17 protein-coding genes and 2 tRNA genes are annotated in these 20,480 nt (G+C 37.6%); 12 read left to right on the top strand and 7 right to left on the bottom strand.

The genetic code is table 11. The features are described from left to right. The first annotated feature begins 136 nt into the window (after positions 1 to 136). The gene (gene acnA / locus Q4534_RS04125; protein WP_303611904.1) at positions 137 to 2,917 is read left to right on the top strand and encodes an aconitate hydratase AcnA; all 2,781 of its coding nucleotides are present in this window, start codon (positions 137 to 139) and stop codon (positions 2,915 to 2,917) included. A gap of 73 nt (positions 2,918 to 2,990) precedes the next feature. Here the strand turns inward: acnA and Q4534_RS04130 are convergent. Then, positions 2,991 to 3,066: transfer RNA gene (locus Q4534_RS04130), tRNA-Lys, on the bottom strand. 55 nt (positions 3,067 to 3,121) lie between these two features. After that, positions 3,122 to 3,195: transfer RNA gene (locus tag Q4534_RS04135), tRNA-Arg, on the bottom strand. A gap of 162 nt (positions 3,196 to 3,357) precedes the next feature. Here Q4534_RS04135 and Q4534_RS04140 point away from each other — a divergent pair. Continuing rightward, positions 3,358 to 4,812 (top strand): DUF294 nucleotidyltransferase-like domain-containing protein, encoded by a 1,455-nt coding sequence (locus tag Q4534_RS04140; protein ID WP_303611905.1) that lies wholly within the window; start codon positions 3,358 to 3,360, stop codon positions 4,810 to 4,812. A gap of 177 nt (positions 4,813 to 4,989) precedes the next feature. After that, the gene (locus tag Q4534_RS04145; RefSeq protein ID WP_303611906.1) at positions 4,990 to 6,321 is read left to right on the top strand and encodes an MATE family efflux transporter; all 1,332 of its coding nucleotides are present in this window, start codon (positions 4,990 to 4,992) and stop codon (positions 6,319 to 6,321) included. A gap of 3 nt (positions 6,322 to 6,324) precedes the next feature. On the opposite strand, the gene Q4534_RS04150 is transcribed toward Q4534_RS04145, so the two are convergent. After that, positions 6,325 to 7,260, bottom strand: coding sequence for an endonuclease/exonuclease/phosphatase family protein (locus Q4534_RS04150; RefSeq protein ID WP_303611907.1), 936 nt, complete (start codon positions 7,258 to 7,260; stop codon positions 6,325 to 6,327). Positions 7,261 to 7,596: 336 nt separating this feature from the next. On the opposite strand from Q4534_RS04150, the gene Q4534_RS04155 reads away from it, so the two are divergent. From Q4534_RS04155 to Q4534_RS04165, 3 genes are all read left to right on the top strand, one after another. After that, entirely contained in the window at positions 7,597 to 8,541 is a 945-nt protein-coding gene (locus Q4534_RS04155) for an ATP-binding protein (protein WP_303611908.1), read from the top strand. Positions 8,542 to 8,996: 455 nt separating this feature from the next. Next, a complete protein-coding gene (locus Q4534_RS04160) occupies positions 8,997 to 9,428 on the top strand; it encodes a response regulator (protein ID WP_303611909.1) in 432 nt (143 codons plus the stop codon). 4 nt (positions 9,429 to 9,432) lie between these two features. Then, positions 9,433 to 10,437 carry a response regulator gene (locus Q4534_RS04165; protein WP_303611910.1) on the top strand — a complete coding sequence of 335 codons (1,005 nt, stop codon included), beginning with the start codon at positions 9,433 to 9,435 and terminating at the stop codon, positions 10,435 to 10,437. Between the two features lie 6 nt (positions 10,438 to 10,443). On the opposite strand, the gene Q4534_RS04170 is transcribed toward Q4534_RS04165, so the two are convergent. Together Q4534_RS04170 and Q4534_RS04175 are read right to left on the bottom strand one after the other, a co-directional pair. Beyond that, positions 10,444 to 10,947, bottom strand: a complete 504-nt coding sequence (locus Q4534_RS04170) for a GNAT family N-acetyltransferase (RefSeq protein ID WP_303611911.1) — start codon at positions 10,945 to 10,947, stop codon at positions 10,444 to 10,446. Positions 10,948 to 11,111: 164 nt separating this feature from the next. Further along, positions 11,112 to 11,915 carry a 3'-5' exonuclease gene (locus Q4534_RS04175; protein ID WP_303611912.1) on the bottom strand — a complete coding sequence of 268 codons (804 nt, stop codon included), beginning with the start codon at positions 11,913 to 11,915 and terminating at the stop codon, positions 11,112 to 11,114. 606 nt (positions 11,916 to 12,521) lie between these two features. Between Q4534_RS04175 and dnaB the strand changes: the two genes are divergently transcribed. After that, positions 12,522 to 14,108, top strand: a complete 1,587-nt coding sequence (gene dnaB, locus Q4534_RS04180; RefSeq protein WP_303611913.1) for a replicative DNA helicase — start codon at positions 12,522 to 12,524, stop codon at positions 14,106 to 14,108. Here the strand turns inward: dnaB and Q4534_RS04185 are convergent. Then, entirely contained in the window at positions 14,105 to 14,431 is a 327-nt protein-coding gene (locus Q4534_RS04185; RefSeq protein ID WP_303611914.1) for a tetratricopeptide repeat protein, read from the bottom strand. The two genes, dnaB and Q4534_RS04185, sit on opposite strands and share 4 nt — an antisense overlap. A 58-nt stretch (positions 14,432 to 14,489) precedes the next feature. Here Q4534_RS04185 and Q4534_RS04190 point away from each other — a divergent pair, with 58 nt between their 5' ends. The 4 genes from Q4534_RS04190 (at position 14,490) to Q4534_RS04205 (ending at position 18,276) form a co-directional block, all read left to right on the top strand. Next, positions 14,490 to 15,221, top strand: a complete 732-nt coding sequence (locus Q4534_RS04190) for an electron transfer flavoprotein subunit beta/FixA family protein (protein WP_303611915.1) — start codon at positions 14,490 to 14,492, stop codon at positions 15,219 to 15,221. An 11-nt stretch (positions 15,222 to 15,232) separates the two neighbouring features. Continuing rightward, positions 15,233 to 16,198 carry an electron transfer flavoprotein subunit alpha/FixB family protein gene (locus Q4534_RS04195; protein ID WP_303611916.1) on the top strand — a complete coding sequence of 322 codons (966 nt, stop codon included), beginning with the start codon at positions 15,233 to 15,235 and terminating at the stop codon, positions 16,196 to 16,198. A 6-nt stretch (positions 16,199 to 16,204) separates the two neighbouring features. After that, complete coding sequence (locus Q4534_RS04200; protein ID WP_303611917.1) at positions 16,205 to 16,819, top strand: bifunctional nuclease family protein; 615 nt, start codon at positions 16,205 to 16,207, stop codon at positions 16,817 to 16,819. Positions 16,820 to 16,992: 173 nt separating this feature from the next. Further along, on the top strand, positions 16,993 to 18,276 hold the full coding sequence (locus Q4534_RS04205; RefSeq protein ID WP_303611918.1) for a NupC/NupG family nucleoside CNT transporter: 1,284 nt from the start codon (positions 16,993 to 16,995) through the stop codon (positions 18,274 to 18,276). A 35-nt stretch (positions 18,277 to 18,311) separates the two neighbouring features. On the opposite strand, the gene Q4534_RS04210 is transcribed toward Q4534_RS04205, so the two are convergent. Further along, a complete protein-coding gene (locus Q4534_RS04210) occupies positions 18,312 to 18,746 on the bottom strand; it encodes a peptidylprolyl isomerase (protein ID WP_303611919.1) in 435 nt (144 codons plus the stop codon). A 114-nt stretch (positions 18,747 to 18,860) separates the two neighbouring features. Between Q4534_RS04210 and Q4534_RS04215 the strand changes: the two genes are divergently transcribed. Continuing rightward, positions 18,861 to 20,459, top strand: a complete 1,599-nt coding sequence (locus tag Q4534_RS04215; protein ID WP_303611920.1) for a peptide MFS transporter — start codon at positions 18,861 to 18,863, stop codon at positions 20,457 to 20,459. Positions 20,460 to 20,480: the final 21 nt, after the last annotated feature.

Consider the following 20,480-nt stretch of genomic DNA (forward strand, 5'->3'; position numbering starts at 1 on the left):
TGAATAAAAAAAAAGCGGAACTTGTTTCCGCTTTTTTTTATGGCCTTATAATTGATAGCAATAGGTTATATTAGTATATTAGGTAATATATTAAACCGAAATTAATATCCACTTTATAAATAAACCAGTTTATTTTATGACAAAAGATCCATATAAAATTATTAAGAAGCTTCCATCCGCTCAAGGTGATCTTAGTTACTGGAGTCTGGAGGAGTTAAAGAAGCAAGGATACCCTATAAATAAACTTCCTTTTTCAATCAGGATTCTTTTAGAGAATACCCTCAGGAATTTCGATGACTTTGCCATTACCAAGGAAAACATTGAGACCCTTCTCAATTGGAAGCCTGAGCCATCAGAAAAGGATATTCCTTACAAACCCGCAAGAGTGTTGATGCAGGATTTTACAGGGGTGCCTGCAGTAGTAGACATTGCCTCCCTTCGTGCGGAAGCTGTACGGAAAGGAAAAAATCCCGAGAATATAAACCCATTGATACCGGTAGATTTGGTGGTGGACCACTCGGTTCAGGTTGATTATTTTGGTACCAACTACTCCTACAAGAAAAATGTAGATGTGGAGTACAAAAGAAATGGAGAGCGATATGAGTTTCTGAAATGGGCTCAAAAATCTTTTAATAACTTTTCAGTAGTGCCTCCGGGGATGGGGATTTGCCATCAAGTAAATTTAGAATACCTCGCTCAAGGAGTGATATCAAGAGATGGGAATGTATTTCCAGATACTTTGGTAGGGACAGACTCCCACACACCAATGGTCAATGGAATTGGTGTAGTTGGTTGGGGTGTTGGAGGTATTGAAGCAGAGGCGGCAGTGTTGGGGCAACCTATCAACTTTATTATGCCTGAGGTAGTGGGCTTGAGGCTTACAGGTGAGTTGCCCTTGGGTACTACAGCCACGGATATGGTATTGACCATTACCGAGCTCCTTAGAAGGCAGAGTGTGGTAGGTAAATTTGTAGAAGTTTTTGGTCCAGGTTTGGATGGGCTATCTGTTCCGGATAGGGCTACAATATCCAATATGTCTCCTGAATTTGGCTGTACGGTTACCTATTTTCCTATAGATGATCGGACCTTGGATTATATGAAAAGGACCAATAGGGATGAAGAGCAAATCAAGCTCGTGGAAAGCTATGCCAAAGCCAATATGCTATGGAGAGAAAATGAGGATGAGATCAATTATTCTACCGTAGTGGAGTTGGATTTGAGCTCTGTGGAACCAACAGTTTCAGGGCCAAAAAGACCCCAGGATAAAATTCTTTTAAGAGAGTTTAAGGATAAATTTGGGTCCCTTTTAAAAGAAGTGCATGGCAGGGAATACATTCCAATTGAAAAAAGAGAAGTAGGCAGATGGCTCGGTGAAGGTGGCGGAAATCAGCCTGTAGAGAATAGTAATAAAAGTGTAGAAGGAGACTTAGAGATAAAAACAAAGGTTAAGAATGGCTTAAAGTCTGTGGGTGTCAAATTGCATAATGAAGAATTTGCGCTATATGACGGTTCCATTGTGATTGCAGCCATTACTTCTTGTACCAATACCTCCAATCCAAGTGTAATGATAGGGGCCGGCTTGATAGCCAGAAAAGCAAGAGAAAGAGGTTTGGATGTCAAACCTTGGGTAAAAACTTCTTTGGCTCCGGGGTCTAAGGTGGTTACTGATTACCTTCATCATGCAGGGTTACTTGAGGATTTAGAAGCCTTACGTTTTCATGTGGTAGGGTATGGTTGTACCAGCTGTATAGGGAATTCCGGTCCTTTACCATCTCATATTGCCAAAGCGGTGGAAGAGAATGATTTGGTGGTAGCTTCTGTGCTGTCAGGGAACAGGAATTTTGAGGCTAGGGTGCATCCGCAGGTGAAAATGAATTACCTAATGTCTCCCATGCTAGTGGTTGCCTTCGCATTAGCAGGTAGAGTGGATGTTGATTTAAACAATGAGCCATTAGGCTATGATCCGAATTTGGAGCCAGTTTACCTAAAGGATTTGTGGCCTAGTAATGAGGAGATTTTTGAAGTTTCCCAAAAAGTGTTGTCTCCCGGGGATTACAAAAAAAGTTATGGGGAGATATTTGAAGGAAATGAACAATGGAGGCAATTAAAAGCACCTGAAGATAAAGTTTACCAATGGTCTGATCAATCTACCTATATTAAGGAAGCCCCATTTTTTAATGGAATTTCTGAAGAAGTAGATGAACCGAATGAAATTTTGGAGGCACGTGTAATATTAAAATTGGGAGATTCTATCACAACTGATCATATTTCACCTGCCGGTTCTTTTTCTCCCAAATCGCCAGCGGGTAAATACTTGCTTGATAAAGGTGTCGAACAATCTATGTTCAATTCCTACGGCTCCAGAAGGGGGAACGATGAAGTTATGGTACGTGGGACTTTTGCTAATGTTAGGATAAAGAATCATCTGGCCACAAAAGAGGGCGGATATACGACGCATATGCCTTCCGGAGAGGAAATGACGGTTTTTGATGCTTCCCGTAAATACATTGCTGATAAGGTGCCTTTATTGGTGCTTGCAGGAAAAGAATATGGAAGTGGATCATCCAGAGACTGGGCTGCTAAAGGTACCACTTTATTAGGGATCAAAGGAGTAATAGCTGAAAGCTACGAAAGAATTCACCGCTCAAACCTAGTGGGGATGGGTGTATTACCCATGCAGTATGCAGAAGGGCAGTCTGCCGAAACTTTAGGGCTTACGGGAAAAGAAATCATTTCTATTGAAGGAATAAACGAAGGTTTGGCACCATTGAAAGTTTTGAAAGCCAAGGCTAAAAAAGAAGATGGAAGCACTGTAAGTTTTGATGTAGTTGCTCGCCTAGACTCGTTGATTGAAATAGAGTATTACAAAAATGGAGGTATTTTACATTATGTGTTAAGGCAATTTCTGAAAGCCTAAACTCTAAGGCTGGAAAAGCAATTATTACAAACTGAAAAATAAAAAAGCCTGTTTAAAATAAACAGGCTTTTTTTGGTGATCCCGCTGGGGTTCGAACCCAGGACCCTAACATTAAAAGTGTTATGCTCTACCAGCTGAGCTACAGAATCGGAAATAAAATAGAAGTAAACTTTTACTCCTAAAACGCTTGAGATTTTAACAATGTGATCCTGTCAGGACTCGAACCTGAAACCTACTGCTTAGAAGGCAGTTGCTCTATCCAGTTGAGCTACAGGACCTTTTTTTGTTAAAAAGAAACCGGCTTTTCAGCCCTTTTCTCTGTGCTTTTTCAAAAGCTTGTGCAAATGTAAGGGAGTTTTTTTTAATTGCAAACACTTAACCGGAAATACTTTTTATTTCTTCAAAATGAATGGTGATCTTTACAAAAAAATAATATTCCTATGGTACAGGTGCATTTGACTCCAATTGATGATTTCTATGTTAAAACCTTAAGTGAAATACCACTTAAGAGGGTGCGGTATTGTGCTCCTGATACAGCGGTTTCCAAGGCTGCACAAATCATGCGGGATGAAAAATCCAGCTGTCTATTTGTTGGAGACAATTTGGATAATATTCTGGGGGTGATCACAGACATAACTTTAAGGGATAATGTGCTGGCAAGAGAATTGTCTCCCCAAAGTCCTGTAAGTGAAATTATGGATGATAAGCTAGTGGCGATCTCCAAGGATGCACCCGTGTATGAAGCTTTGCTTCTAATGTTTAGAACCAAAACCCGGTATTTACTGGTGGAAGAAGGAGGGCATTATATAGGTGTTACCAGTAGAAATAAAATATTGACCGTTCAATCACTTTCACCATTTGTGTTTATTCAATCTGTAAAACAAGCACTTGATGAGGTCGAATTAAAAACAAAATGGAGTCAAGTGCCTGGCATAGTAGATCAATTGATCCAAAGAGGTGTAAGGGCAGAGATTATAAACCAAATTATCTCGACAATTGCTGATATTATTACCCTAAGAGTCATTGAACAGGTGATCAAGAAAATAGGTGAGCCACCCGCAAAATTTGTATTTTTTGTTTTGGGTAGCGAGGGAAGAAAAGAACAAACTTTAAAAACAGATCAGGACAATGCTATTATTTATGAAGACAAGGCGAATGAACATAGGGAAATGGTGCGTGAATATTTCCTGGATTTTGCCAAAACGGTTTCTGATAAATTGAATGAAATTGGTTTTGATTATTGTCAAGGAGGTTTTATGGCAAGTAATCCAAAGTGGACCCACTCACTTTCTCATTGGAAAAATAATTATGCCAGTTGGTTTAAAGAATCATCTTTGGAGACTGTTTTGAGCTACGGGACATTTTTTGATTGTAGGCCTATTTATGGTGACTTTTCTTTGTTAGATGAATTGAAAGCATTCATGGATGAGCAGTTGCATTTCCCTCTGGAGCGATTTTTCTATAATATGGCGCAGAATTCACTTCATTATGACACACAGTTGACTTGGTTGAAGAATATTAAAACCTTTAAAGTGGACAAAGAAGAGGTGTTTGATATCAAAAGGGCGATGGCTCCAATTGTCAATGCGATGAGGCTTTATGCGTTGGCTAATAGGGTTTTCGAAACCAATACCGGGAAAAGGTTGGAGATGCTCACCGAGAGAAAAGTTTTTAAATCCAAAGAGTCAGTAGAATTATTTCAGGCCTATTATTACCTAATGGGGCTGAGATTAGAAAAACAAGCTGGAGCAATAATAAATGAAAATAAAAAGCCTTTGAACTATATAAAAATCAGCCAACTTACCCAAGTTCAATTGGTGACAATCAAAGAGATATTTAAAGTAATAAGGGATCTGCAACTGAAGATTAAAATACAGTTTACCAAGTCATTTTAAGGTGCTATACAAGAAAATTGGTTTTACGAAATAATAATTTGCTCCCCAGTTAATTAGAGACCGAGGAAGTGTAGCATGTGCTATGATTAAGAATTGTGGCAATAATAAACGGATTAAAAACCAAATGATAAACAAACATTTTTATCTGTAAGCCGTACCAAGTTGTACCCCTTTTTTATGCAAAACAAAAACGACTTATTCGGTCAAGCCCCAATTGGTAATCTATTACTTAAACAAGCCCTACCTGCAGCTGTTGGTATTTTGGTCTTGTCTATTTATGGAATTGTCGACACAATTTTTGTGGGGCGTTATGTCGGTGCATTAGGAATAGCCACCATAACAGTGGTTTTGCCCATTTCCTTTTTAATTTCAAGTATTGGCATGTCTATAGGGGTGGGAGGTGCCTCAATTATTTCTCGATCCTTTGGGGATGGGAATGATGAAAAAGCTTACAATACTTTTGGAAATCAAATTGGCATGACATTGACTTTGGCCCTGTTGTTTGTGGGGATAGGTTATGTTTTTGCAGAAGATATTCTAAGGTTGTTTGGGGGTAAGGGGGATGTATTACAGCCAGCAAAAGATTACTTTACAATCATTCTCATAGGAATCCCATTTATGGCTTGGGCCATGATGGGAAATAATGTGATAAGGGCAGAAGGGTATCCGAGAGTTGCCATGTACACCCTGATTGTTCCGGCAGTTTTTAATATTATTTTAGACCCAATATTTATTATTTGGTTTGATATGGGGTTAAAAGGGGCTGCTTGGGCGACTACTCTATCTTATATGGCCAGTGCTACTTATTCATTGTGGTTTTTTGTATTTGGAAAATCAAGCATGAAGATGCGTGTAGAATGGTTTAAGCCCAATTTAAAAATATCCACAGAAATTGCTTCACTGGGGGCTGTTACCTTAGCTCGGCAAGGGACCGTAAGTTTATTGGCCATAGTATTAAATAATGAGCTTTTTAAATATGGAGGAGAGCAAGGCTTATCCATCTATGGGGTCATTAACAGGGTGATGATGTTTGCCAATTTTCCGGTGCTGGGCATTACTCAGGGTTTTGTACCTATAGCCGGATATAACCACGGTGCAAAACTAAGAAACAGGGTGCAAGAGAGTATCAAGTTGGCGATAAAGTCATCTACCCTCGTAGCCTTATTAATATTTATTTTGATTTTGACTTTTGCAGGAGCTATAGTTTCTGTTTTTACTGAAGATCAGAATTTGATCAATGTAAGTGTTCCAGCCATGCGGAAATCTTTTTTGGCCACCCCACTGCTGGCCTTTAGCTTGATAGGGAGTGCCTACTTTCAAGCTATTGGAAAAGCCAGGCCTGCTTTGTTGCTTGCTTTAAGTAAGCAAGGCATATTTCTCATCCCACTGGTAATGATCATGCCGGCCTTATTTGGCTTAGAAGGTATTTGGTATGCCTTTCCTCTTGCTGATACGGGAGCAGCCATTATCTCTTATTACTTCCTGAAAAAAGAAACCAAAACGCTATAAAATTTATTTTCCTGGAATGTATTTAAAAGTAGCTTGTACTGGGTAATGATCAGATAAAATATCTGGCGTTCCTTGATTTATAATTTCAGCATGGATAAGTTGATTTTCTAAATTGGGACTGACCAAGATATAATCTATCCTTTGCTGGTTCTTTTCAAATTCTGACTTTGAAAGGTTATTACCAAGCACCAAAGTGGGGAATGATTTTTTATTGTGATCAGCCTGTTTTTTTTGGACTACGTCAATTAATGGCAATGAAAGAAATTTTGAGATAACACTGTAATCTATGCTTCCAAACCTTAAATTTTGATAGGCATCGGGTCCGTTTTTTGCTCGTCTAAGACTATCTGAAAGCTGCTTTCTTTTTAAAGAAAACGTATTTTGAGCATCATAATTTACATCAAAAGGGGATTGGGAATTAAAATCTCCTAGAACCATCAATTTGCTATTTTCCTCCATAAGGACGCTTTTTTGTGTGTAATCGCTGATGATTTCAGCCTCCTTTCTCCTAAAGGCCCAATCGTGGGGGCTTAAATGCACCACAATAAAATCAATGCCGTAAGTTTTTACATGAAGCATCCCATGCCATAATCCTCCGAGCATTTTTGTTTTTAGCTGAATGGGTTGTTTTGAAGTAATGCCAATTGGATAGCCATCTTCTTTGAGTAAAATAGAATACTCATGGCCAAATTCTTTCGCCCAAGCATCAAGCTTTTCTGGGGTAAAGTCGTTCAGCTCTTGAAAACCTATAACATCTGCATCGACCTCTTTTAGCCATTCCGTCATTTTATTTTTCCTATCCAGGTCTTTTCCCCAGTCAAACCCATTCCAAATATTGTAGCTAAGTATTTTTATACTATCATTTTGAGCATTAACCGGATGATAGAATAGGGCTAATAATAGAAAAAATGGGCTTAATTTTAAAAGAAGATTCCGCATTATAAAACTGTTTTTTCTGATAAATATGACTACTCAAAAGTAGTGCTTAAATTTATTGGATGGTAATTTTGGTATATTATTAAAGTAATAAATTTTAAAGAGTTAATGTTTTTATTTATTGATGAAAATAGATTTTTAGTCAATACAATGGATTCTTTTTTTTATATTGAAAGTAAATGTTTAGCCAAATGGTATACAGAACAATTAATTGCAATTGATTTAGTTTGAATTGTGGAATACATTTTTTATTAGAAATTAAAAGTAGTAAGAATTGTTTAGTAATTTGCGCCATTCAAAATTGGCGAAAAAGATAGTTTTTTTATTTCGTGGATGCATATGAAAGCAAGCCTAAAAATTTCATTGATCTATATCGTAGCTGGCACTTTTTGGATTGTCTGGAGTAATAATTTTATCGAATATTTTTTTGCTAATTATAGTAGGGAAACAATTGATTTGATTAAAGATTTAGACAATATCTTGTATGTACTGTTGACCGGTATTCTATTGTACTTTTTAATTCAAAAGCAATACAAATATTTGGATGATAAATTAAAGGAGCTTGAAAAAGGTAATCAAATCATTGAACAAGAACGTTTAAAATCTGATCATACCAGAAAACAACTGGATCAATTTATTGTTGTAGCCTCCCATGACTTGGCAGGGCCTGTTCGTCAGAGTCAAGGGTTTTTGGAACTTTTTATTCGTAAGAATCAAGGTAAATTACCTCAGAATTCCATAGATTTTTTGCAGCTTACATTAGATAATTTTTTAAAAATTAAAACCATTATCAATGATCTTACGATGTTTTCGCAGCTTTCAGATTTAGATAAAAAAGTAGAATTGGTAAGTTTGGATGAGGTTTTTGAAAAAGTACTTCACCTTAATTCAAAGAAAATTACAGAGCAACAGATTGAGCTAAAAATTGACCCTTTGCCAAATGTAAAAGGTGATTTTAAATATTTTATTCAATTATTTGACCACTTAATAGCCAATGCCATTAAGTTTAAAGATATCTCAAGGCCACTAAATATTGAGGTATCAGCAACTACCAAAGATGAATTTTGTACGGTTGAGGTTAGAGACAATGGACGGGGGATACCAATTGAAAATATTGACAATGTGTTTTATATTTTAAAACGATACGATTACGGCTTTATTAAGAGAGGTACAGGTATGGGTTTAGCCATTTGTAAGCGGATTACCGAAGGATTGGGTGGGCAAATTTGGGCAGACTCTACAATTGGAAAAGGGAGTGTTTTTTATGTAAAACTTAGAGTTTAAGTTTTTGCTATTTATGCCGTTCCTGCAATTAAATATTGAATCAATAATGATAACCTTTTATTTTTCTAGCCTAATGAAGGGCTATACAGAGCGCTAGGTAATTTAAATTTAGCTTAAATCCCTACCATTTATTATTCCGATAAAACATAATACATGACTAAAATATTGGGTGAATTAAATAATTGGGAAGGTTTATACCTGTAATGATTTGTATGTTGGGCAATAATAAAAAAGGGTTTGACAATCAAAATTCGCTATAATTGCTAAAATTTTTGTCTTTTTCGAAATGTTTTAAGTTAAAAATTTCAATTATGAAAAAAGTAATATAGTTTATAAATATTCAATTTTTCTGTGTCTTTGGAAAAAATAACGTATTTTTGATTTAAATTAATGAGGGAAAGGGGAATCTCATGGTTACGATAGGGTATATCTAGGGAGGATTTAGAAATTTGATTATGGAAAGGTTAAACATTCTTTTAGTTGAAGACAATGAAGGAGATATTTTCTTAATTTCAGAGGCTCTGGAAGAATTAGATTTACCCTTACAAATCAGCTTTGCAAAGGATGGGAGAGAGGCTGTTGAGTTTTTGAGTTCATGTCATCAATTGGGTAATAAGCAACTACCTGATTTGGTTTTGCTGGACATCAACCTACCCTTTAAGAATGGCCAAGAAGTTTTGAAATTTATCAAGGGCTCTGATGATTTGAAGCGTCTGCCTGTTATTATGCTAACCACCTCATCCAATCAAAAGGATATTAATGAATCCTATACAAATCACGCAAATAGTTATATAGTTAAACCTTTCGGTTCTGGAGGATATCAGGAAATCCTCAATAGAATTCGAATTTTTTGGTTTTCACTAGTAGAATTACCTTCAAATATTTAAATGAATGAGTTCAGTTGATGAGGTTATTAATTTTTTAATTATCGAGGATAACGAAGGTGATTTCGTTTTAATTTCAGATTCGATAGAGGAGAATTTCCCTAGTGTAAAAGTTGATTGGGCCCCTACCTATGAGGAGGCCTTAAGTCATGAGTTTGATGATTATGATGTAATTTTGCTTGATTTAAGCCTTGATAACATCAGTGGAGAGCCTTTAATCAAAGACATGAGTAATAGAGCTCCCAAAGTACCAATCATTGTACTGACAGGTTATACCAATAAAGACTTCGCCTTGAAATCGATAGGTTTGGGTATGTCCGACTACCTGATTAAGGATGAGCTGCATCCTGAGATATTATACCGAAGTGTTATTTATAGTATAGAACGAAAGAAAATTTTTAATAAATTGGAGGAGTCTGAGGTCAGGTATAAAGAGCTTTTTCAATTTAACCCGCTTCCAATGTGGGTTTTGGATCAAAAAACCAATAATATTTTAAGTGTAAATGAAGCAGCCATTAAAAGTTACGGCTTTACATTTGAGGAATTTATTGAAAAATCATTTTGTGATGTTCAGATAGAAAAGGTAGAGTCTACTACCCCCTCACGAGAAAATGAAATTAATTTTTGCGAAAAAATATCCGGACTTCATTTGCATAAAAAAAAGAATGGTGACACCATTACTGTAGAGACCAGTGTAAATAATATAAATATCAATGGAGAGGATGTTAAATTAGTACTTTCCATAGACGTGACACAGAAATTCATCCATTTAAGAACCATAGAGAAGCAAAATAAGCAACTGAAAGAAATTTCATGGGTGCAATCCCATATTGTAAGAGCACCACTTGCAAGGCTTATGGGGCTGGTTAATCTTTTTAAAATGACGAAAGTTGAATTGCCTCAAGAAGAAAAAGAAATGTTAAACCATATCGAGGTTTCTGCTGAAGAGCTGGACGGTGTGATCAGGGATATCAATAAAAAAGCTTCTAAGGTTAAAGGATCGGGGATTTAGGAATTGCTATTGAATTTTTTTCGAGAATACGTAATCATCCATTATATATCCTTTCCCAATCGGAATAATAATATCTTCAACCTTATTAAAACCTTGTTTGGTATAGAATTTTATTGCTGGATGATTGTATTTATTTACATTCAAAGTAAGTAGTTTAAAGGTACTTGAACGGCCATATTCTTCCAGTTTTTTTAATAATATTTGGCCGATCCCTTTACTTTGAGCAGTAGGGTTAATGTATAATTTGTGGATTTTTATTCTATCTTTTAACTGTAAATTTGGCTCAAAGGCCATAAATCCGGAAGTTGCGTCATTGAGTTTGGCTAGCCAAAAAATAATTTCATTTCCGGCAATTTGTGAGTGGAGGGTGTCTGTATTATACATTAGCTCCATCATATATTCTAATTGCTTTGAGCTGAGAATGTCCTTAAACGCAATAGGCCATGTGATCTTTGCAATCCTTTGAATCTGGGGGATGTCTTTTACTGTCGCTTTTTGGATACTGATCATCTTTGGTAGGTTGAATGAGGCAGTAGTATAGATACTTTGCTAAATATCCAAAATAGCCTTGTTTGATAAAGGCTAGTTAACGGATGTTTAAATACCATTCCCCCGAAGACTAGCCTATGGAGGAATGATACATTCATTTCTAATTTTTCACTGTATTATATTTATTACAAATTAAAACCTCTCAGTTTAACTTGTGTTAGTTTTCTTTTGGTGTCAAGTGGGAAGTCTCCCTTCATCATCCAATCATAGTAGCCCGGTTCTTCTTTAAGAACTTGAGCGATGGGTTTGCCTTTTTGCTTACCAAAATTAAAGCACTCTTCTCCTTTGTCATTAAAAACAAACCTACCGGCAAGGTCCACCATTTTCTCATTGATCATGTTGTGAATTTTCTTCATATCATTTTCAATAATTCCAATTTTATTCCCTTGAAGATCTTCAAGTTCTTGACCCTGATACCTTTCAATTTGAGACTTAAAAACTTCATAAGTAGCAATGGTATCGGCTTCAGCACTGTGTGCATTTTCCAAGGTTTTTCCACAGTAAAATTTGTAGGCTGAAGACAGGTTTCTTTTTTCCATCATAAAAAAGATCTTTTGGGCATCCAAAAGATTTCGTTTTTCAATGTCAAAATCTATGCCTACCCTTAAGAATTCTTCAACCAATAGAGGTATATCGTATTTGAGAACATTGAAACCTGCCAAGTCAGCACCTTCAAAGAAACGGAACAATTCTTTGGCCACATCTTTGAAAGTTGGTGCATCAGCGACATCCTTGTCATATATCCCATGGATTAATGAGGTTTCTAAAGGAATAGGAACTGTGGGGTTAATTTTTAGGGTTTTTAGTTCTTGGCTTGAATCAGGGAATATTTTTAATACAGATATTTCAACAATTCTATCTGTAGAAATATTTATGCCTGTAGCCTCAAGATCAAAAAATGCAATGGGCGTTTTGATATTCAAATCCATTTGTTTTTTTGTTTAGTAAAATGAAAAATTAATAATTTTTAAAAATATTAAGGAAAGCCACTGATGAAACAGTGGATGATTTGTAATTTAATAGGTGAAACTTTCCCGGGTAATTTTAATGCAAATATAGTGATTTTCCTTTGCTAAGTTCGGATTTCGCCTAAGTGAAATGTCCTAACAAGGCAGGTGATTGTAAACATAAAATTAATGGGTTTTTTCAAAAAACATTTCAATGCATTGCACTTACATAATCTTAACGAATAAAATGTATCTGAGTGGGGTACGGATCGATTTATAGAGGCATTAGAATTATTGTAATTGCTGTTTTAGTAGCTATTTTTTTATCATTTAAGTCAAGAAATGTATTGTTTGATCATCTTATGGTTGCTGTTAAGCAGGAACTTTTTTAGTAAAGATTTAATTGATATTTCCAATTTCCGAAAGGCCAATGGTAACTATATCACAGTCAGTTTAGCCGGTTTTTATTTTTTCAATAAATTATCATGGCTTCATAATTGATTGTTTAAGTTACCGTTAGGGAAATGTGGATAAGATAGTGTATAAATTGTTTAAAATCTTTGATTTTAATAAGGTACTTTTGTTATTATGTCAGACAACAACAGCGATAGAAAAGAGCGTAAGGGGAATACAAGGAGGCGACCCAATGAATCCTTATCTGCCTTGGGAAAATTACCGCCTCAGGCCATTGATATGGAAGAAGCCGTACTTGGGGCCCTGATGTTGGAAAAAGATGCATTGACTGCTGTTGTAGATATCCTTTCACCGAGCAGTTTTTATAAAGATGCACATGGCTTAATCTATGAAGCAATCCTTGATTTGTTTAACGCAGGAGAGCCCATAGATCTGCTGACTGTGGTAAATCAACTTAGAAAAAATGGGAGCTTGGAATTGGCCGGTGGAGTTATCTTTATCACTGAACTAACCTCAAAAGTTTCTTCCGCTTCAAATATTGAATACCATGCACGTATTATTACCGAACAGGCAATGAAACGTGATATGATAAAGATTTCTTCTGAAATTCAGAAAGAGGCCTTTGAAGATACTACAGATGTTTTCGAATTACTCGACAAGATGGAGCAGTCTCTCTTCGAGATTTCCGAAAACAATATCAAAAAGAATTATGTGGACATGCGTTCAATTATGCGAGAAGCTATAACTGAACTCGAAGGAAAAAAAGGACAAAAGGATGGCCTAACAGGAGTTCCTTCCGGCTTTACGGCTTTGGATAGGGTTACCTCAGGATGGCAAAAATCTGATTTGGTTATCATTGCAGCTAGACCTGCCATGGGTAAAACAGCCTTTGTGCTTTCAGTACTTCGAAACGCCGCAGTGGATCACGATAGGCCTGTAGCTATATTTTCTCTTGAGATGTCTTCCATTCAGCTGGTCAATCGATTGATTAGTTCGGAAGCCGAATTGGACTCTGAGAAAATTAAAAAAGGAAACCTCGCTGATTATGAATGGCAGCAACTGATACATAAAACAGGAAAGTTAACCTCCGCACCATTGTTTGTGGATGATACCCCTGCTTTATCGATCCTTGAATTAAGGGCGAAATGCCGTAGACTAAAAGCGCAGAATGACGTACAATTAATAGTCATTGATTATCTTCAGTTAATGTCAGGTGACAGCAAAGGTGGAAATGGAGGAAATCGAGAGCAGGAAATTTCAAGTATTTCCAGAGCTTTGAAAAAAATCGCAAAAGAATTGAGTGTGCCTGTTATTGCACTTTCCCAATTGTCTAGGGCGGTGGAAACCAGGGGAGGAGACAAAAGACCCCAGCTTTCAGATTTAAGGGAATCTGGTGCAATTGAGCAAGATGCAGATATTGTAATGTTCTTGTATCGTCCAGAATATTATGGCATAACAGAAGATGAAGATGGCAATAATACAGCTGGTGTAGGAGAAGTTATTATTGCCAAACATAGAAATGGTTCTTTGGAAAATGTTAAATTGAGGTTCATTGGTAAATACACTAAATTTACCGATTTAGAAATGAATGTTCCCTACCAACAACAGCCCCAAGAAGCTCTGTATGGGAGTCGTTTCCCTAGTGGAGCTGGAGGGAAGGGGTTTGATGATGAGGGCATGGTCCGAATGGGCAGCAAAGCCAACGGTGATTCGGGAGGAGAAAATCCATTTCCGGGAGGAAATGAACCCGCACCATTTTAATCATTTTCAAACTGAAAATTCAAGTAGGCATTTTCCAATTCCTTTTTAGCATGTAAGTTGTTTTGTGCTTTAGCTAATTCAATGCCTTCAGAAAAGATTTTATCGGCTTTTTCCAATTCTTCCTCGTTTGCAAAAAACAAGGCAGCATGATAATAAGTGGCCAGATAGTCTTTATGTTCTGTTAATAGTTTGTTAAAATAAAAAGAAGCCTTTTCTTTGTCTTGATATTGGTATTCCAAAGCCAAAGCATAAAGGTTGAAAGGATTTTCGGGTTCTTCTTCAATATAATTCAGGAGTTCTTTTATCCTGTCTAGATGTTTCATGCTCATGGAATTAATTTGCTTAGTTGTTTATTTTAATGACAAATTTAAATAAAAATACATGAAAATATTGGTTTGTATCACGCATGTACCTGATACCACTTCAAAGATTCAATTTACTGACAATAATACCCAGTTAGATAAAAAAGGGGTTCAATTTATAATAGGTCCTTACGATGACTATGCCTTAGCTAGGGCAGTAGAATTAAAAGCAGAGACCAGTGGAAATATCACTGTTCTCAATGTAGGCGAGGTAGAAACTGAACCCACACTTCGTAAGGCCTTGGCTATAGGTGCAGATGAAGCAGTGAGAATAAATGCTGCCCCTAAGGATGCCTTTTTTGTGGCCAAACAAATTGCCAATTATGCAAAAGACAAGGCCTTTGATTTAATCCTTATGGGTAGGGAGTCTATTGACTTTAACGGAGGTATGGTTCATGGTATGGTAGGAGAATTGTTGGGCATGCCTTCGATGTCTCCGGTTATGAAATTGGAGATTGAGGGTGACAAAGGAAAACTGTCAAGAGAAATAGAAGGAGGTAAAGAGTTTATTGAAGTGGACTTGCCATTTATTGCCGGTTGTCAAGAACCTATTGCAGAGTGGAAGATTCCTAATATGCGAGGAATCATGTCTGCAAGGACAAAACCACTTTCCGTAATTGAACCTGCGGAAGAAGCTGAAAGAACAGCAGTCAATTCCTATGAAATGCCTCCTGCAAAAGGAGCAGTTAAACTGGTTGATAATGTAGATCAACTGGTAGATTTATTAAAAAATGATGCCAAAATTCTTTAAATAAAACGAGCATGTCGATATTAGTATATATAGAACAAGATCAGGGTAAAATAAAAGGCTCTTCTCTGGAGGCTGTGTCTTATGCAGCAGGGCTCTCAGAATTACAAGGAGGGGATGTTAATGTTTTGGGCCTAGGATCTATAGAAGCTGAAGAATGGAATAAAGTAGGAGGAGCCGGAGCCAATGCCATTTACCATATTGGAGATGAGCGATTGGATCAAGGAGTTATTTTGGCTCATGCAGATGCCATTGCAAAGGTGTTTGAAAAAGTAGGAGCCACCACACTTGTTTTGGCTAAATCATCGTTAGGGGATGCTGTAGCAGCCAGGTTAGCAGTAAAGCTAGGAGCAGGACTTGTCTCCAACGTAGTAGGATTACCTGATCTATCTAATGGCTTTGTAGTAAAAAGAAGTATTTTTACAGGCAAGGCTTTTGCAGACACTTCAATTGATACAGAAAATAAAATACTAGCTGTAAAAAAGAATATTCATCCCATTAAAACTGATGGTGGTGAAGCGAAGGTTGAATCTTTGGATTTAACGATTTCAGAAGAGAATTTTGTTGCAAAAATAACGGGGGCTGAAAAAGCTGAAGGAGAAATATTGTTACCGGAAGCAGATGTGGTTGTGTCCGGAGGAAGAGGACTGAAGGGCCCCGAAAACTGGAACATGATTGAAGAACTGGCGGATAGTTTGAATGCGGCGAAGGGATGTTCAAAACCGGTTTCAGATTTAGGCTGGCGTCCACACCATGAACACGTAGGTCAAACGGGAGTTAAAGTAGCCCCGACCTTATATGTTGCCGTTGCAATATCGGGAGCGATCCAACATCTTGCAGGAGTAAATGCTTCGAAGTATATTGTAGTCATTAACAATGACCCGGATGCTCCTTTCTTTAAGGCCGCAGATTACGGGATCGTAGGAGATGCTTTTGATGTGGTCCCTAAATTGACACAAGCAATTAAAGCATTAAAATAATTAAACGTGGACAATACAGTTGAGTTAGAAATTTTGGGGTTATCCTCCAATAGTACACAATCAGGTTCTTTTACCTTAGTATTGGGTGAATCTGAAGGGAAACGGAAGTTGCCCATTGTTATTGGTATGTTTGAAGCCCAAGCCATTGCTATCGAAATAGAGAAGATTATTCCTAATAGGCCAATGACTCATGATTTATTCAAGGCTTTTTCCTCCAATTTTCAATTTACAATTGATCATATCTTGATATCAGATATGCGGGAAGGAGTCTTTTATGCCAAAATCATGTGTCAAAGCTCTTATAAAAAAGTAGAAATTGATGCCAGACCTTCCGATGCAATTGCCATTGCTGTCAGGTTTGATGCTCCAATTTATTGTACAAATGCTGTAATGTCTGAAGCTGCTATTGAGTTTACCGAGGAAGATGAAAAACGTGAGCAAGAAGCTTCAGGAATTTCAAAAACCGGTAAGGGAAAATCTACAGGAAAAGGAAAGTCTCAGGAAGCATCACTCAAGGACTTTAGCTTGGATAAACTTAACCAGATGCTTGAAAAAGCTATCGGAAACGAAGACTACGAAAAAGCTGCACGGTTAAGAGATGAAATCAATCGAAGAAATTGAAAAACTAAATGCTGACAATTGGCTGCCTTATGGCAGCTTTTTTCAATAAAAAGCCTTTGTAAAAAGGCATGAAAATAAAAAGGAAACGATAAACCAGAAATCTATTACGCTGCTATCGGGAGATAGCTTTTTGGCGTTCCGGAAAACCTAATATTTAATAAAAATATGTTTTAATGGATTATATAAGAGGGGTTTTGGGGATCTTGGTTCTGGTGATATTCGCTAGTGTTTTTTCAACAAACAGAAAAAATATCGATTGGCGATTGGTAGGGATTGGGATTTTATTACAGGCTATATTTGGTGTTCTTATTACAAAGGTTGCTTTTGTGGCAGCAATCTTTACCAAGGTAAGTGCCGGCTTTGTTAAGTTCCTAAGTTTTTCTGAACAAGGTGCTCAATTTATATTTGGTGACTTGGCTACAAGTTCCTTCGGTTTTATTTTTGCTTTTCAGGTTTTGCCTACCATCATCTTTTTTTCTACGGTATCAGCGGGATTGTATTATTTGGGTGTATTACAAAAAGTTGTCTTTGTTATCGCTTGGGTAATGGCCCGAACCATGAGGCTTTCCGGCCCGGAAAGCTTGTCTGCTGCAGGGAATATTTTCCTGGGACAAACAGAGGCGCCTTTGCTTGTCAAGCCTTTTATTCCAACGATGTCCAGGTCAGAACTTATGTGCTTGATGACAGGAGGTATGGCTACCATTGCAGGAGGGGTGTTGGCAGGATATGTCGCATTTTTGGGTGGGGATGACCCGGTAGAGAAAACGCGCTTTGCGACCTATCTTTTGGGAGCCAGCATCATGAATGCACCTGCAGCAATTGTCATCTCCAAAATCATTATACCTGAAGAGAAAGAAAGAAAATTGGATGAACATTTGGATATCAGTGGGCAGGTTCCTGACGTAAACCTTATCGACGCCATGTCTCGGGGTGCTTCTGAAGGATTGCGATTAGCACTTAATGTGGGTGCCATGTTATTGGCTTTTATTGCCGTTATTGCAGCACTGAATTATTTATTATCCGGTATTATTGGAGAGTTTTTAGGACTAAACAACTTGGTGATAAATTCCACCAATGGGACATTCTCCGGCTTTTCACTGGAATATTTATTGGGACAAGTGTTTCGGATTTTTGCTTGGATAATAGGGGTGGAATGGAAGGATACCCTTGAGGTCGGATCACTATTAGGGCAAAAGACGGTCATCAATGAATTTGTAGCTTATTTGGGCTTGGCCGAAATGAAAGAAGCAGGGAGTCTTTCTCCTAAATCAATTGTGATAGCTACCTATGCCCTCTGTGGTTTTTCTAACTTTAGCTCTATAGCTATTCAAGTAGGAGGGATAGGAAGTATAGCGCCCGAGCAACAGGGGAACTTGTCTAAGTTAGGCATGCATGCACTTTTGGCTGCTACCATTGCCTGTCTGATGACAGCCACTATTGCCGGGGCACTCTTCTAAAACTTTTAAAGTGTAAACTTTAGGGAGTAATTGAATTAATCGTTGATTACAACTTTAACAATTTTGTCACCTTGCTTGATTTGGTCAACAATGTCCAGGCCTTCAACAACCTTTCCGAAACAAGTGTGGTTTCTGTCGAGATGTTGGGTGTTTTCCCTGTTGTGACAAATGAAAAATTGTGATCCTCCGGTGTTCCTTCCTGCATGAGCCATTGAAAGAACGCCTTTGTCATGGTGCTGTAACTCACCGTCTAATTCACAATCGATGGTGTAACCCGGGCCTCCTGTACCGTTACCTTTTGGGCAACCTCCTTGGATCATAAAATTTGGAATTACTCTGTGGAAGTTAAGTCCATCGTAAAATCCTTTGCTGGCTAAATCTTTAAAATTAGCAACTGCTTTAGGGGCATCTTGATCGTAAAATTCAACTTTCATTATGCCTTTATCGGTATGAATTTCTCCTGTTGTCATGAAGCTATCGTTTGTTTTTTTGCAATAATACAGAATTTATGGTAGTATCATGCAATATTTTGCCCCTTTAGGCATTAAGGAATTAAATTTTAATAAGTTTTAAATCATTCGCTTTTGAAAAAAGAAGATCAGTTTTTAGGGAAACACAATGCCCCAAATGAAAATTTAGAAATTGAGGGCGCACAACTGTTTGGACACCCTAAAGGGTTAATGACCCTTTTCTTTACTGAAATGTGGGAGAGGTTCAGCTATTATGGTATGCGGGCTTTACTTATATTATTTATGACGGCCCCTATTGCCACCGGTGGCCTTGGTTTTGACGACCAAACTTCCGGAGCGATTTATGGGCTATATTCCATGTTTGTATACCTACTGGCACTTCCCGGGGGGTGGATTGCAGATCGACTTGTGGGACTTAAAAAATCAGTATGGTATGGAGGGGTTATCATTACCATAGGCCACTTTACTATGGCATTACCTGGCTTATTTGCAATCCTATCAAGTGCTCCGGATCTGCCTAAAGACCATTTGACAGGTCTAGATGTATATTCCTTTTTTCTGGGCTTAATTCTGATAGTGTTAGGCACGGGCTTACTTAAGCCCAATATTAGCTCCATAGTGGGGCAATTGTATCCGGAAAATAGCTCCAAGAGAGATGCCGGTTTTTCCATTTTTTATATGGGGATAAACTTGGGTGCATTTTTGGCTCCAATTGCCTGTAGTACGCTGGCCATATACGATTGGCATTTAGGTTTTGGGTTGGCCGGCTTCGGTATGCTGATGGGCTTGGTTCAGTATAAATTGACCGGAAAGCACCTCAGAGGTGTTGGGGATTTTATTCTTCCTGAGAATGAAAATGAAAGCCGAAAAAGAAGGAAATTAATAAGCGTAGTATGGCTTTCCTTATTGGTACTAGCCATTATTATTGCCTGTTTCTTCTTGGAAATAATTTCAATTGATCCTACAGCCATAGCTGCGATTTCAAATACTGTCATTGCTATTGTGGCCTTGCTTTTCTTTTTATACGTGCTGTTTTTGGGAGGTTTAAATAGTGATGAAAAAAAGAAAGTAGGTGTGGTGATGATTTTATTTGTTTTTTCATCCATCTTCTGGTCTGGTTTCGAACAAGCAGGCTCTTCTTTGAATTTGTTTGCAGAAAGGTTTACCGATAGGGTGGTACTGGGATGGGAAATTCCTGCCGGATATTTTCAATCCATCAATAGTATCTTTATTATACTGTTCGCACCTTTCTTTGGTGCCATGTGGGTAATGCTGGCCAAAAAGAACTTAGAGCCAAGCTCTCCACTTAAGTTTGCCTTTGGCCTAGTATTATTAGGGATAGGTTTTTTGGTAATGTACTTCGCAGCAAAAATTGCCGCATCAGGTGATTTGGCAGCGCCGACTTGGTTGGTAGTTACCTATCTATTCCACACTTTCGGTGAATTGAGTCTAAGCCCAGTGGGATTAAGTTTGACTACAAAATTAGCCCCAAAGAAGTTTGTCGGGCAAATGATGGGAATGTGGTTTTTATCCATTGCCATGGGGAGCTTAATTGCTGGGAGAATTGCCGGTGGAGCCAGTGGGGGTACAGCTGAAGCTTTATCCCGAATGCCTGACCAATACCTCTTAATCGTCTATACCGTTGTGGGAGCTGGTTTGGTGCTTATGTTAATTGCTAAGCCAATTCGGAAATTAATGGGGAATGTGCATTGAGCACATTAAGGAAAAGAAAAA

This window comes from Cyclobacterium sp. 1_MG-2023, from assembly GCF_030546805.1.
Lineage (GTDB): Bacteria > Bacteroidota > Bacteroidia > Cytophagales > Cyclobacteriaceae > Cyclobacterium.

Excerpts from the sequence above, each read along its gene's own strand:
- acnA (WP_303611904.1), top strand. The coding sequence starts at position 137 with ATGACAAAAGATCCATATAAAATTATTAAGAAGCTTCCATCCGCTCAA.
- Q4534_RS04140 (WP_303611905.1), top strand. The coding sequence starts at position 3,358 with ATGGTACAGGTGCATTTGACTCCAATTGATGATTTCTATGTTAAAACC.
- Q4534_RS04145 (WP_303611906.1), top strand. The coding sequence starts at position 4,990 with ATGCAAAACAAAAACGACTTATTCGGTCAAGCCCCAATTGGTAATCTA.
- Q4534_RS04150 (WP_303611907.1), bottom strand. The coding sequence starts at position 7,260 with ATGCGGAATCTTCTTTTAAAATTAAGCCCATTTTTTCTATTATTAGCC.
- Q4534_RS04155 (WP_303611908.1), top strand. The coding sequence starts at position 7,597 with ATGAAAGCAAGCCTAAAAATTTCATTGATCTATATCGTAGCTGGCACT.
- Q4534_RS04160 (WP_303611909.1), top strand. The coding sequence starts at position 8,997 with ATGGAAAGGTTAAACATTCTTTTAGTTGAAGACAATGAAGGAGATATT.
- Q4534_RS04165 (WP_303611910.1), top strand. The coding sequence starts at position 9,433 with ATGAGTTCAGTTGATGAGGTTATTAATTTTTTAATTATCGAGGATAAC.
- Q4534_RS04170 (WP_303611911.1), bottom strand. The coding sequence starts at position 10,947 with ATGATCAGTATCCAAAAAGCGACAGTAAAAGACATCCCCCAGATTCAA.
- Q4534_RS04175 (WP_303611912.1), bottom strand. The coding sequence starts at position 11,915 with ATGGATTTGAATATCAAAACGCCCATTGCATTTTTTGATCTTGAGGCT.
- dnaB (WP_303611913.1), top strand. The coding sequence starts at position 12,522 with ATGTCAGACAACAACAGCGATAGAAAAGAGCGTAAGGGGAATACAAGG.
- Q4534_RS04185 (WP_303611914.1), bottom strand. The coding sequence starts at position 14,431 with ATGAAACATCTAGACAGGATAAAAGAACTCCTGAATTATATTGAAGAA.
- Q4534_RS04190 (WP_303611915.1), top strand. The coding sequence starts at position 14,490 with ATGAAAATATTGGTTTGTATCACGCATGTACCTGATACCACTTCAAAG.
- Q4534_RS04195 (WP_303611916.1), top strand. The coding sequence starts at position 15,233 with ATGTCGATATTAGTATATATAGAACAAGATCAGGGTAAAATAAAAGGC.
- Q4534_RS04205 (WP_303611918.1), top strand. The coding sequence starts at position 16,993 with ATGGATTATATAAGAGGGGTTTTGGGGATCTTGGTTCTGGTGATATTC.
- Q4534_RS04210 (WP_303611919.1), bottom strand. The coding sequence starts at position 18,746 with ATGACAACAGGAGAAATTCATACCGATAAAGGCATAATGAAAGTTGAA.